Here is a 12,735-nt window from a genome sequence, read left to right on the forward strand (position 1 = left end):
GTGTCGCGCTGAGTTCGACGACCAGCTTTCAATGTTTCCAAACACTTACGAAGGGGGTGCATAATGAGCAACCAACGGCGATGGGCCGGATGGTGCGCTCGACGGTGTTGTTGTCGAGTTCGATCCGGCCATCAGTCAGGAATAGGCAGAGGCCGTGCCAGTATTTTGCAATGTAGCTAAGAGCTTCGCCGAGGGGAGACTTTCTCGCAACACGGGTGCGGTGCTGGGTGAGCCACGCTTCAAAGTCGCCGATGATGGGCGACGAACGCTCCAGCCTTGCCGTAAGGCGCGCAGCGGGATCGAAGCCGCGGATGTCGGCTTCGATACGATAGAGCTCACCGATGCGCTTCACGCCATCTTCTGCGATCGGCGCAAGGCCCGTCCGGGTGATTTCCACCAGTTTGCGCCTTGCGTGCGCCCAGCAGTAGGCCAGCCTGATGTTATGTCCCGGCTTGAGGAGGCGGTTGTATCCGGCATAGCCATCAACCTGCAGGATGCCCTTAAAGCCACGCAGGATCTGCTCGGCGTGCTGACCGCCGCGCCCGGGCGCGTAGTTGAAGGCTACTCCGGGTGGCGCCGCGCCACCCCAGGGGCGGTCGTCCCGCGCCAAGGCCCAGAAGTATCCGGTCTTCGTCTTCCGCCGCCCGGGGTCGAGCACCGGAGCTCGGGTCTCATCCATGAACAGCTTCGTCGAGCGTTTCAGATCCGCGATCAGCGCATTGAAGACCGGCCGCAACTCGAAGGCGGCTCTGCCAACCCAGTCTGCCAAAGTGGAGCGATCGAGATCGACACCCTGACGGCTGTAGATCTGTGCTTGGCGATACAGGGGAAGATGGTCGGCGTACTTGCTGACCAGAACATGCGCGATCGTGGCCTCGGTCGGCAGGCCGCCCGGGATCAGCCGCGCGGGCGCCGGTGCCTGGACAACCCCGTCAGTGCAGGCGCGGCAGGCGTACTTCGGGCGGCGGGTGACGATAACGCGGAACTGTGCGGGAATGACGTCCAGCCGATCCGAGGTGTCTTCGCCGATGCAGTGCAGGCAGCCCCCGCAGGCACAGACCAAGCTCTCGGGCTCGATCACCTCTTCGATACGCGGCAGATGCTTGGGCAGTGATCCGCGATTGGCAGCACGCGGACGGGTCGTTCGCTTGCTTGCCGGTGCATCCGCATCTTCCTCGGCATGGACCGATGCGATTGCCGTCTCAAGGTCCTCGAGCGCCAGTTCGAACTGCTCCGGATCGCGCTTCTCGGACTTGTGGCCGAAGGCCGCCTGCCGGAACGCGGCCACCAGCTTTTCCAGGTGCTCGATGCGGTCGTCCTTGCGCTGGTCGCGCGCCTCTGCGGCGACCAGCATCGCCTTCAGAGCGGCAATATCGTCCACTGCCCGGCAGTGCATTTCCGCAGGAAATGTCACGAGAGGGAGGAAGATCGGCGGCGTTCAGCATGGTCGTGGCCTATCAGATCGGACCTGTGGATGCCCGCGCAAACCCACGCCCGAGTCATCCTGCCGCAGTCACTCCACCATCTCGGGGGCGCGCGCTTCGATGGCCCGGACACGACGCCAGTCGAGCCCCGAGAACAGCGCTTCGAACTGGGCGTGGTTCAGCGTCATCAGACCATCCCGGATCGCGGGCCAGGTAAATCTGTGCTCCTCCAGCCGTTTGTAGGCCATCACCAGTCCGGTCCCGTCCCAGTACAGCAGCTTGAGGCGATCTGCCCGCCTGGCGCGGAACACGAAGACCGTTCCGGTGAAAGGCTCCTTGCGCAGTTCGTTCTTCACCAGCGCCGCCAAGCCGTCGTGTCCCTTGCGGAAGTCCACGGGCTTCGTCGCGATCATGATCCGGACGCGGTTCGACGGAAAGATCATGCCGTCTGTGCCAACGCATGGGCGATCGCCGCGATGCGCGTTGCCGAGGTCGTCGCCGCCAGCCGGATTGTGACCGTCCCCACGGTGATCTCGATGGACTCGTCCACGCTTGGCTCGGCATCCGGCAAGGGTGCAGCGATCACCATCGCCGCGAACTCCACCTCGTCTTCAGGAACTGGCAGCACCAGCTTGCCCTGCCGGGCCAAAGTCCGCCACGCCGACAGGTGGTTTGCCTTGACCCCGTGCCGCCGCGCGACCGCAGCAACCGTCGCACCCGGGCGCAACGTCTCGGCCACGATCCGCGCCTTCACCGCGTCAGGCCATTTGCGGTTGCGCCGACGGCCTCCATCCTCCGTGAGAACCTCCAATGTAGCATCCATGGAGAAACTCCTTCCTGATCCACTCCGAAAGAGCCGATCTCAGATCAGGAAGCCGCGCGGTAGGTGGGGCCAGAACACCGGTTACCCCCCAAGAACACCGGTTACCCCCCAAGAAATAGGAACGTTAACTTCAAAATTTCACGCACCCGCCATCTGACCGGGACACATCGGCAGAGCGCAATCCCGGAGAGTTCAGGCTGTCGGCGCCTGGCGATATATGGTCAGCGTGAAGCGGATCAAAAAAGCCGCCGACCATGGCCCGGAGCGCTGGTTGGGAAACGCCAGCTGTTCCGGCCTGACTGGCTGCAACTACCATTGAACGTTCGCTGGAAACGCAAGGGTGTTGCCGATTTCCGGACCCTCTGTATCCGGAAATTAGCGGCACTGCGGGATGCTGTCCTGATGCCTTCACGCAGTGACGGGAGCGGACAGGTGCAGGGCACGGCGCCAGGCGCTCTACATCGAGGTGAGGAAGGCGCTTCAGGTGCGTGCGGCGAGCGCTGGTCCGGATTTATCCGTTTGAACGCGACCCGTTCTTCGAGAGAGGGGAACAGGTCTCACCGCAGAATTGGTACCCAGAGTCACGGCGAAATGCCGCGCCCCAGCGCCGCCGGCCCCCCCCCCGCGGCGGCTTACGGGATCAGCCTTGCGATGATCAGGTCCGCGGCTTCTTCGGGGCTCATCTCTGTGGTGTCGATGCGCAGTTCCGGGGCTTCGGGGTTTTCGTAGGGGGAGTCGATGCCGGTGAAGTTCTTCAGCTGGCCCGAGCGCGCCTTGGCATAGAGCCCTTTCACGTCCCGGCTTTCGGCGACATCCAGCGGCGTGTCGACAAAGACTTCGAGGAATTCGCCCGGCTGCATCAGGCCGCGCACCATCTCGCGCTCCGAGCGGTAGGGCGAGATGAAGGCGGTGATCACGATCAGCCCGGCGTCAGTCATCAGCTTGGCCACCTCGCCGACGCGGCGGATGTTCTCGACCCGGTCGTTTTCGGTAAAGCCCAGATCCTTGTTCAGCCCGTGGCGCACGTTGTCACCGTCGAGCAGGAAGGTGTGGCGGTTCATCCGCGCCAGCTTCTTCTCGACGATGTTGGCGATGGTCGACTTGCCCGAGCCCGACAGGCCCGTCAGCCAGAGCACCGCCGGTTTCTGGTGCTTCATCGAGGCGTGGTGATCGCGGCCGATATCGGTGGCCTGCCAGTGGATGTTCTGCGCCCGGCGCAGGGCAAAGTTGATGAGGCCGGCCGCCACCGTGTGATGGGTGATCTTGTCGATCAGGATGAAGCCGCCCATGTCGCGGTTCTCGGCATAGGGCGCAAAGGGGATCTCGCGGTCGGTGGTGACATTGGCCACGCCGATGGCGTTCAGGTCCAGCGTCTTGGTGGCCATATGTTCCTGGGTGTTGACGTTGACCTCGTATTTCGGCGGCTGCACCGTGGCCGACACCGTCTGGGTGCCGATCTTGAGCCAGTAGGCGCGGCCCGCGACCATCTCGGTCTCGTCCATCCAGACGAGGGTGCTTTCGAACTGGTCAGCGACCTCGAGCGGCGACTGTGCCGCCACGATCACCTGGCCGCGCGAACAGTCGATCTCGTCGGTCAGGGTCAGGGTCACCGACTGGCCCGCGACCGCAATGTCCTTGTCGCCGTCAAGGCTGACGATCCGCGCCACGGACGAGGTCTTGCCCGAGGGCAGCACCCGGATCGCGTCGCCGGGGCGCACCTGGCCGCCGGCGATCAGACCGGAGAAGCCGCGGAAATCGAGGTTGGGGCGGTTGACCAGCTGTACCGGCATCCGGAACGGCCCGGTCTGTTCCGCGGTGTCCTCGAGCGTCACCGTCTCGAGGTGGGGCAGCAGCGGGGTGCCGCTGTACCAGGGGGTGTTCTCGCTCTGGGCGGTGATGTTGTCGCCCTTGTAGCCCGAGATCGGAATGGCGGTGAACTCGGTGATGCCGATGCTGCTGGCAAAGGTCCGGTAATCCGCGACGATCTGGTCGAATATGGCCTGATCATAGCCCACGAGGTCCATCTTGTTCACCGCCAGCACCACGTGGCGGATGCCCAGCAGATGCACGAGATAGCTGTGGCGCCGGGTCTGGGTCAGCACACCCTTGCGCGCGTCGATCAGGATCACCGCGAGGTCAGCGGTCGAGGCGCCGGTGACCATGTTGCGGGTGTACTGCTCGTGGCCCGGGGTGTCGGCGACGATGAACTTGCGCTTTTCGGTGGCAAAGAACCGATAGGCGACGTCGATGGTGATGCCCTGCTCGCGTTCGGCCGCGAGGCCGTCGACCAGCAGCGCAAAGTCGATCTCCTGGCCCTGGGTGCCCACCCGCTTGCTGTCCGCCTCGAGCGTGGCCAGCTGATCCTCGAAGATCATCTTGCTGTCATAGAGCAGCCGCCCGATCAGCGTGGACTTGCCGTCATCGACCGAGCCGCAGGTGATGAAGCGCAGCATGGTCTTGTGCTGGTGCGTCTCGAGATAGGCGTCGATGTTTTCGGCGATGAGGGCGTCGGTCTTGTAGCTCGGATCTTGGATCGTCATGGGGATACCTGCTTGGAATGGTAGGGGCCGCGGAGAGAGGCAGAGGCGTCAGAAATAGCCTTCCTGCTTCTTCTTCTCCATCGAGGCGGCCTGATCATGGTCGATGGCGCGTCCCTGACGTTCGGAGGTGGTGGTCAGCAGCATTTCCTGGATCACCTGCGGCAGGGTCCTGGCCTCGCTCTCCACCGCCCCGGTCAGCGGGTAACAGCCCAGGGTGCGGAACCGGATCGAGCGCATCTCGGGGGTCTCGCCGTCCTTGAGCGGGAAGCGGTCGTCGTCCACCATCAGGATCATGCCGTCGCGCTTGACCGTCGGGCGCGGCGCCGAGAAATACAGCGGCACGATCTCGATGCCCTCGAGGTGGATGTACTGCCAGATGTCGAGCTCGGTCCAGTTTGAGATCGGGAACACCCGCACGCTTTCACCCTTGGCCTTGCGCGCGTTGTAGAGCCGCCACAGCTCCGGGCGCTGGTTCTTGGGGTCCCAGCGGTGGTTGGCAGAGCGGAACGAGAACACCCGCTCCTTGGCGCGGGATTTTTCCTCGTCGCGGCGCGCGCCGCCAAAGGCGACGTCAAAGCCGTGCATGTCCAGCGCCTGCTTCAGGCCCTCGGTCTTCCACATGTCGGTGTGCAGCGCGCCGTGGTCAAACGGGTTGATGCCGCGCGCGATCGCCTCGGGGTTCTTGTGCACCAGCAGCTGCATGCCGGCCTCGGCGGCCGCGCGGTCGCGCAGCGCATACATGTCGCGGAACTTCCAGGTGGTGTCGACATGCAGCAGCGGAAACGGCGGCGGCGCCGGATAAAACGCCTTCTTGGCCAGGTGCAACATGACCGCGCTGTCCTTGCCGACGCTGTACAGCATCACGGGGTTTTCGGCTTCGGCGGCGACTTCGCGCAGGATATGGATGCTTTCCGCTTCCAGGCGCTGCAAGTGGGTCAGGGTCATGTTCATGGGAATGTCTCTAGTCGGGAAGGGTGTTGACCTGTGATCTAAACCGGCGCAAGCCTGCGATAACCTCCCATATGGGGGGTAATTTGACAGGAAGGCTGAGATATTTCCACGGAAACCGATATCCTGAAGGCGCTTCTTGCCGCGGCCGTGGGGAGTCCCGGGGCCGGGGCGGCGGCCGCGGAAAGTGGTCCGGACGGGCCGGCAGAGGCTGGCACGGATCGCTGGCCCGCCTTTCTTGACTGCCTCGCCGGGGCGCTGGGCGCGGAAAGCGCCAGCCTGCATCTGGTGCTGCAGGGGCGTGTGGCGCAGGTCTGGCACAGGGGGCTGGCGCTGAGCGATCCTGAGCGCACAAATTTCGAGCGGATGCGCCGCGACCGGGTCTATTCCCAGGTCGACCTGCCCGGCACCGAGGCCTTTGGGCAGCCGCTGCGCGCCCTGCGCTGGGCGGTGGGATCCCAGGGCTACGGGGTGGTGATCCTGCAACGGCAGGCCCCGGATTTCCGCGCCGCCGATGCGGCACAGCTGTCCCGGCTCGCGCCCTATCTGGGTCCGGCCATGGCCGGCTGGCAGGCGCTGGAACAGGACCGCGCCCGCGCCGCGCTGGACCGTCGGCTCGCGGCGGATCTCGGGGGGTTCTGGCTGCTGCTCACCGCCTCGGGCCGGGTGAGCGACATGGCCCCTGCCCTGCGGGCGCGATTGGCCGATATCCCGGCGCTGCGGCTGCAACCCGGTGGCTGGCTGGAGTTTTCCGACCCGGCCACGGCCCAGGACTTTCGCCAGGCGCTGGCGGCGGCGCGGAGCGGCCCCTGCCCGGTCGAGCTGTCGCAGGCGCCGCCGCTGCAACTGGTGATCTCTGCCGAGTCCTTTGCCGGACAAGAGGTGCTGGTCGGATATCTGCGGCAGGGGCCGCACGCCCGCGCGCTGCCGGTCGAGCGGGTGGCGGAGCATTTCGGCCTCAGCCGCAGCGAGGCGCGACTGGTTCTGCTGCTCTGTGACGGCTTCAGCCTGCAGGACGCGGCGCAGGAACTGGGATGGACCCGCGAGACCGCGCGCAGCTGCTCAAAACAGATCTTCGCCCGCATGGGGGTCAGCGGCCAGCCCGGCGTACTGCGCCGGGTGCTGGGCAGCGCCGTCTGGCTGGGTTGACCCAGGCCCGCTCAGAAGAAGTCGAAGATCCCGTCCGGGAGATCCCCGCCGAGGTGGCTGTCGAACCGCCCGGCTGCGTTGTCCGCGGCCTGCAGGGCCAGATCGTCAGCGCGGGCGCCGGTGAACGGCGCCCCGGAAATGAGGGCCAGTTCTGCCGCGAGCGGGTCCGCGGATGCCCCGGAGGGCGCGAACACAAATGTGTCGGTCCCGGACGCCATCGACCGGCTCAGACCGGCCGGGGCAAAGTCGTCTTCGTCGGTGAAGATTCCAAAGGATGACAGCGTGCCGTCAAAGTTGACCTTGTTCCAGGGATTGCCGAACACCAGGTCATGGCTGCCGGTCGAGGCCAGGGTGGCCTGGGTCTTGGCGCTGGCCATGAAATCGCCGTCGACCCGGACTTCGAGCAGACCCTGATCCAGCGTGATGTCGATGTCATGCGCGGCCCCGTCGTTCAGTCCCGCGCCCTTGCTGGTCAGCCTGATCAGCGTGCCGTCGGTGGTGAAGGCCTGCAGCTGCACCTCGCCCGCCGCCGTGGTCGAAACGATAAAGCTGCCGTGCAGGCGGACCACCTCGCCGGCACTGGCCGCACTGTCGGCGGTGAGCGTCATCGAGAGGCGGAAATCCTCCTCGCCCAGCAGGTCGCTCACATGTTCGCGGGCGACGGAGACGGTGACCCCCGGCCGGCCCAGCTGAAGCCCGTCCGGATTGTCGTCCGTGTCCAGCCCCAGCAGGATCTGCGCGCCATTCTGATAGGCGACAAAGCCGACGTCCGCCGCATAGGTCAGAACGTCGGGGCCCTCGACATCGACCACCAGGCTGCGGCTGTCGCTGCGCCCGTCCGGCAGTCCGATGGTCAGCTCGACGGTGTAGGAGCCGCCGGCCTCGAAGGTGTGCTCGACCACCGCGCCGGTGCCGTGCACGCCCTTGTCGAAATCCCACAGGTATTGTGTGCCTGCGGGCAGCGCGCCCATGTCGGCGGTGCTGAAGCTGGCGTCGAAATGATAGAGTGCGGCGTTGCCGGCGACATTCACCACCTGGAACTCGGCCGAGGCTTCGGCGGTGCTGGGCAGCGTGCGGGTGATGGCCGCGCCGGCGTCGAGCTGATCCAGAAGGCTGCCCTCCAGGGCGCGGAAATCATGCACGCCCTCTGTCGGGCTCAGCGTCGAGCTGAGGAACACGTCGCCGTAGAACCCCGCGCCCGCGCGGTTCTGGTCCTGCACCAGCGCATTGTCAGCCACCGACCAGCCCGCCTGACCGGACCAGCCGGTGATGGCGGCGGTGGCGTTGTTGGCCAGCGTCACATTGGCAGAGGTCGCGGCGACATTGATCTTCGGGATCTCGACCGAAGCATCGCGGCCATCGGCATTGGCGCCATCGGCATGCAGCACCGAGTTGCTGCGGATGATCAGCCCGTCGGTCTCGCCCACCGTGATGCCATGGGCATGGGCGTTCACGATCACATTCTCTTCGATCAGGATGTCGCGATAGAACATCTCGGGGCCCGCCAGCCCCCGGTCGACCAGATCGTTGCGCATGAAGATGGTCTGGGTGGCGGTGCCGGCGCCGATGTCCAGCCTGTTGCCGCGGATGGTGATGTCCGTGCTGGGAAGATCGGTGCCGTTGGTCCAGAACTGGATCATGTCGGAATGATCGTCCGAGTTCGGCGCACCGCGGAAGTCGTGGATATGATTGCCCTCGATCAGCGCCCCGGTGATTTCGGCAAAGTTCATCCCGTCCATGCGCAGCGCGTACAGATCGTTGCCCTGTACCGTCACCTCGCCGCTTTCCGTGATCACCAGGCCCCGGGTGAAATCGAAGAACGTGTTGTTTTCCACCGTCACGCCGGTCGTGTTGCGCACCGAGAGGCCGATGCCATAGCCCTGGCCGTCATCCACCGCGGACACGCCGCTGGCCAGATCGCCGTCAAAGGTCGCGTTGCGGATCGTGATGTTGCTGGAATCCGACAGGCTGAACGGGCGTTTCCAGATCGGATCCCCCGAGGCGAAGGTGTAGTCGAAGATCAGGCCGTCAAAGGTCAGGTTTGTCGTATCGCGCACATCCAGGCTGGAAAAGACCGCCGGGTTCGCGGCATCGGCCGAGGCGATGGTCACGGTGTCCGGGAAGGTCAGGTCATACCCCGACCGCGCGCCCAGAAACAGATCGCCATAGCTGCCGCCCTGCAGCAGGATGGTCTCTCCGCCCTGCGCCTGCGCCAGCGCGGTGTGAAGGTCGGACAGCGAAGAGACTGTGATCGTGCTCGGCATGCGGGGCTCCGGTGCAGAAAAGAGGAATGCGTGACACCCGGTCCGTTCGAGACCGGGCAATCTGGCAGGTTGAGAGAGGCCGGACGACTGTCAGGCCGGAGATACCGTTAAAATGCCATCCAGGCTGGGAAGCAGAATTCCGGCCTCAATTAAGCCATGATTTTGCCTCAAAGCCGAACGAATTCGCCCACAATTGGAAGACTCGACACAACCTGTGGTATACTGGAGGAATTGTCTCCAGCATAGAGTCAATGGGACGGGGGGCCGATTTATTTCGCGGTGAAATACCTTTGATCCGGGGGAATTGTTTCCGGGGCAGCGCCGCTTTCGAGCGCGATTCGCGCAAAAGGGCCTGCCCGGGTCAGCCCCCCAAACGGACCCCGGCGCCAGGCCCTGGCCAAAAGCCGGTTTGCATGCCGAGAACCGGGCGAGAGAGGCCAGGTTCTCTGGCATTCCAGCAGACTGCGGACGCTCCGAACGTCGCTCGGGCCACAGAGAGAAAGAGTTCCGAGAGCTTGCACAATCCGGGTTCTGTCCTAGAGGCCGCCAGCGGTGCGGCGGGTCTGGAACATGATGCCGTTCGTGCGCTGGCGCCCGGGCCGGGGCGAGACTTCGAGGCTTCTGAGCGCCAGAATTCGGGACTCGCGGGCTTTCATCAAGAGCTGATTGGCGTTCATTTTACTATCCTACGTTTCAAGTGCCTGAGGTATCATGACAGCCTCACCCTCGGGTGTCTCGGGCGACAAGGGATACGCTGACGGCACGGTTGGCGTCAGGAATATCCCATCGGATAGGTCTCGCGGACCGGGCATATCAACTTGCAGGCGCCGCGGCCGGTGTCAGCCGCGCCCGCAATGCTCGGGAAGCGCCAGCCGTGCGGCATCCTCTGACAGGATGGCGCGCACATGGCCGGGGGGCGGGCGGTTCAGGCTGCCCAGCAGCAGCGTCCAGGCCTCGCGCCGATAGCCCCTGAGCGCGATCTGGCCGGCCTTGGCGAGCGAATAGGCCAGCGCCAGCGGCAGGCGCGCCGGATGGAACCGCCGCACAAAGCGCATCCGCGCCCGGTGCTTGAAATAGAGCGAAAACGGTGAGGCCGGCCGGTTCAGGGTCGGGGATCCGATCGCCGTGCCCGCCCGGTGATAGACCAGGCCGCCGGGACAGTAGGCCAGGGGCCGGGCGCCGCGCTGCTGGGCCCAGTCGACCTCTTCGTAATACAGGAAATAATCCTCGGGCATCGGGCCTGCGGCCTCGTAAAAGGCGCGGCTGGCGACCATGCTGGCGCCGGTGATGAAATCCAGCGCCGCCGGGTCGGGGGGCGGCATCTCCGCGGACCGCCGGGACAGGCCGATATTGCCGGTGACGCCGCTGCGCCGGTCGATCGTGCCCCCGTCGATCTGGATGATGTCGGGGGTGCTGTAGTACAGCACCCGCCCGCCCAGCAGGGAAAAGTCCCCGGCCTCGCAGGTGGCAAAGGCCTGCGCGGTGTCGGGCGGCACCGCGCTGTCCGGGTTCAGCACCCAGAACCGGTCGATCTGCGCCCGGCCCGCCAGTTCGGCAAGCCCATGGTTGACCCCGGCGGCAAAGCCACCGTTCACCCCGGTCTCGATCAGCGTCAGCCGGTGGCCCCGCTCCGGCCCCGGCTCTGCCGGCTGGCCCGCAGGGTGCAGTGTCAGCGGTTTGGCGCTGGGCTGCAGCGCAAAGGGCATGTCCACCGGCACCTGGTAGGGGGTGTCGCCCGCGGCCCAGTCGCGCAGGGTCCGGACCGTCGCATCGCTGGAGGCGTTGTCCACCAGCACGATCTCGAGGGTCACGCCGCGCGAGGCCAGCAGGCTTTCGAGGCAGTCAAGGATGACATCGGCGGCATTGAAGGCAACGACAACGACGCCGAGGGTGGGATGGGTCATGGATCTGTCTTTATGTGAAAATATGAAACGCTGTCAGGATCTGTCCCGGGGCGGGTGACGGGGCGGGAACCGGCTGTAGGGCATCCCCCCGGCAGGGGTCTGACCGTCCGGCCGCGCCGGGGCCGGGGTGTCCGCAGTCCGCGGGGCATCCCCCCGCCGGGCCGCGAACCGGGTCGCGGAGGACGCAACCGGCGCCGTGGGCTGGTCGGCGCCTGCCCCCGGCGGCACCGTGATCAGCCACATGCCGGCCCCGAACATGAAGAAGATGAACGAATAGATGTTGGACCAGACATGCACCGTGCACAGGGTGAAGGTCAGCCCGAGGAAGGTGAAGACCCAGGCCCGGCGGAACAGCGTCAGGCGGGCATCCTGTTCAAAGTCGCGCCGCATGATCCGGGCGATGGCCACGACATAGCCCACCGCCAGGAAGAAGAACCCCGGCAGGCCGTAGCGCACGGTCATCACCAGCCAGAAATTGTCCATGCTGCCGGAATACATGTAGTGCGGGCGCACCCAGTCGTTCAGGCCGATCCCGGTCAGCGGGCTGCCGACGATGTCCTTCTCGGCGCTGCCGATCACATTCGCCAGACCCCATTCAAAGATCTGCGCCCGCCAATAGGCATTGTGCGCCGAAAAGGTCGCGTAGCTCATGAACACCTGGAGCGGCGAGCGGTTCGACAGCAGGTCGATGGCCAGATACATCAGCACGAACAGCCCGATCAGCAGCCACCAGCGTTGTCTGACCTCCCGGAACATGGAGGCCCAGGCGATCAGGCCGATCTGCATCGCGATCGCGGTCAGCGCGCCGCTTGACAGGGCCAGAAAGCCGGTGGCCGCAATCACCGCGCTGGTGACATAGCGGCGCGCGTCGCTGATCGCCCCCCTGAGGGCGACAAAACACAGCGAGAAGGCCACCGAGCAGAACAGCCCGTAGTGGATCGGATGGGCAAAGACCGCCTGTACCCGCTCCAGCCCCATCCGCGATTCAATGCTGACAATGGCAACGCTGGTCATCCCCGGCAGCTTGCGCAGCAGCTCGACGATCAGCGGCCGGCCGGTCAGCGTCTCGTGCAGGGCAAAGGGCACCGAACACAGCACCATGACAATCAGGATCCGGCACAGGGCGGCAAAGGTCTCGGGGGTGCGGATATAGGCCCGCCCGACGACATAGCCGCCGAGAAACTCGATGCCGACCGATCCGACCTGCTGGACCACCTGGTCGGGGTTGTTCACGCCGATCGCCGCCGCCGCCCAGAGGATGTGCAGCACAAACAGGATATCGGTGACAAACACCCGGCCATAGGCGCCGCTCAGCAGCCGCAGCATCAGCGGCACGATCATCACGATCAGGAACAGCCGCAGGGTGGTCATGTAAAGCGGCCCCAGCCGGAACCCGATGGTCAGCACCACCGTCAGCAGATACACCAGCGCGGGCAGCGGCAGCCTGGCCTTCAGGGCGGTGCCCTGCGCCAGACCGGCGCCCGCAGGCGTGGCCGGCGCCGGGCCCGGTCTGGCAAAACCCCGGATCTGATCGGTGACAGTCAAGCTTTCAGGATCCTTCGGAAGCGATGTTCCCACGGCCTGTCTAGAACAGACACCGGCCAGAGGCGACGGTTTTGCGCCCCGGCCCGGTGCACATCGCGCCACCTGTCACCTGTCTGCACACCGCCCCGGGGCCTTCGG

At 65.4% G+C, this 12,735-nt stretch carries 9 protein-coding genes and 1 pseudogene; 1 reads left to right on the top strand and 9 read right to left on the bottom strand.

Annotation, left to right across the window (positions count from 1 at the left end):
• Positions 1–73: 73 nt before the first annotated feature.
• The 5 genes and pseudogenes from tnpC to cysD form a co-directional block, all read right to left on the bottom strand.
• Positions 74–1,396: pseudogene (gene tnpC / locus FOY53_RS20445) on the bottom strand (IS66 family transposase); the annotation flags it as partial.
• A gap of 117 nt (positions 1,397–1,513) precedes the next feature.
• Positions 1,514–1,867 (bottom strand): IS66 family insertion sequence element accessory protein TnpB, encoded by a 354-nt coding sequence (gene tnpB, locus FOY53_RS20450; protein WP_146592167.1) that lies wholly within the window; start codon positions 1,865–1,867, stop codon positions 1,514–1,516.
• A complete protein-coding gene (tnpA, locus tag FOY53_RS24015; protein WP_146592168.1) occupies positions 1,864–2,247 on the bottom strand; it encodes an IS66-like element accessory protein TnpA in 384 nt (127 codons plus the stop codon). Before tnpA ends, tnpB begins: the two co-directional genes overlap by 4 nt.
• 632 nt (positions 2,248–2,879) lie before the next feature.
• The gene (gene cysN, locus FOY53_RS20460) at positions 2,880–4,787 is read right to left on the bottom strand and encodes a sulfate adenylyltransferase subunit CysN (RefSeq protein ID WP_186766691.1); all 1,908 of its coding nucleotides are present in this window, start codon (positions 4,785–4,787) and stop codon (positions 2,880–2,882) included.
• Positions 4,788–4,835: 48 nt separating this feature from the next.
• Positions 4,836–5,732 (bottom strand): sulfate adenylyltransferase subunit CysD, encoded by an 897-nt coding sequence (cysD, locus tag FOY53_RS20465; RefSeq protein WP_146592170.1) that lies wholly within the window; start codon positions 5,730–5,732, stop codon positions 4,836–4,838.
• A 153-nt stretch (positions 5,733–5,885) separates the two neighbouring features.
• On the opposite strand from cysD, the gene FOY53_RS20470 reads away from it, so the two are divergent.
• Positions 5,886–6,884, top strand: a complete 999-nt coding sequence (locus FOY53_RS20470; RefSeq protein WP_146592171.1) for a helix-turn-helix transcriptional regulator — start codon at positions 5,886–5,888, stop codon at positions 6,882–6,884.
• Between the two features lie 11 nt (positions 6,885–6,895).
• Here the strand turns inward: FOY53_RS20470 and FOY53_RS20475 are convergent, their stop codons facing one another.
• From FOY53_RS20475 to FOY53_RS20485, 4 genes are all read right to left on the bottom strand, one after another.
• Positions 6,896–9,148 (bottom strand): right-handed parallel beta-helix repeat-containing protein, encoded by a 2,253-nt coding sequence (locus FOY53_RS20475; RefSeq protein WP_146592172.1) that lies wholly within the window; start codon positions 9,146–9,148, stop codon positions 6,896–6,898.
• Between the two features lie 536 nt (positions 9,149–9,684).
• Complete coding sequence (locus FOY53_RS23260; protein WP_186766692.1) at positions 9,685–9,825, bottom strand: hypothetical protein; 141 nt, start codon at positions 9,823–9,825, stop codon at positions 9,685–9,687.
• 162 nt (positions 9,826–9,987) lie between these two features.
• Positions 9,988–11,052 (bottom strand): glycosyltransferase family 2 protein, encoded by a 1,065-nt coding sequence (locus FOY53_RS20480; RefSeq protein WP_146592173.1) that lies wholly within the window; start codon positions 11,050–11,052, stop codon positions 9,988–9,990.
• 33 nt (positions 11,053–11,085) lie between these two features.
• Positions 11,086–12,597, bottom strand: a complete 1,512-nt coding sequence (locus tag FOY53_RS20485) for an O-antigen ligase family protein (RefSeq protein WP_146592174.1) — start codon at positions 12,595–12,597, stop codon at positions 11,086–11,088.
• Between the last annotated feature and the right edge of the window lie 138 nt (positions 12,598–12,735).

The sequence above is a fragment of the Puniceibacterium confluentis genome (genome assembly GCF_007923445.1).
Lineage (GTDB): Bacteria > Pseudomonadota > Alphaproteobacteria > Rhodobacterales > Rhodobacteraceae > Puniceibacterium > Puniceibacterium confluentis.

Coding starts and splice junctions, on each gene's coding strand:
- tnpB (WP_146592167.1), bottom strand. CDS start 1,867: ATGATCTTTCCGTCGAACCGCGTCCGGATCATGATCGCGACGAAGCCC.
- tnpA (WP_146592168.1), bottom strand. CDS start 2,247: ATGGATGCTACATTGGAGGTTCTCACGGAGGATGGAGGCCGTCGGCGC.
- cysN (WP_186766691.1), bottom strand. CDS start 4,787: ATGACGATCCAAGATCCGAGCTACAAGACCGACGCCCTCATCGCCGAA.
- cysD (WP_146592170.1), bottom strand. CDS start 5,732: ATGACCCTGACCCACTTGCAGCGCCTGGAAGCGGAAAGCATCCATATC.
- FOY53_RS20475 (WP_146592172.1), bottom strand. CDS start 9,148: ATGCCGAGCACGATCACAGTCTCTTCGCTGTCCGACCTTCACACCGCG.
- FOY53_RS23260 (WP_186766692.1), bottom strand. CDS start 9,825: ATGAACGCCAATCAGCTCTTGATGAAAGCCCGCGAGTCCCGAATTCTG.
- FOY53_RS20480 (WP_146592173.1), bottom strand. CDS start 11,052: ATGACCCATCCCACCCTCGGCGTCGTTGTCGTTGCCTTCAATGCCGCC.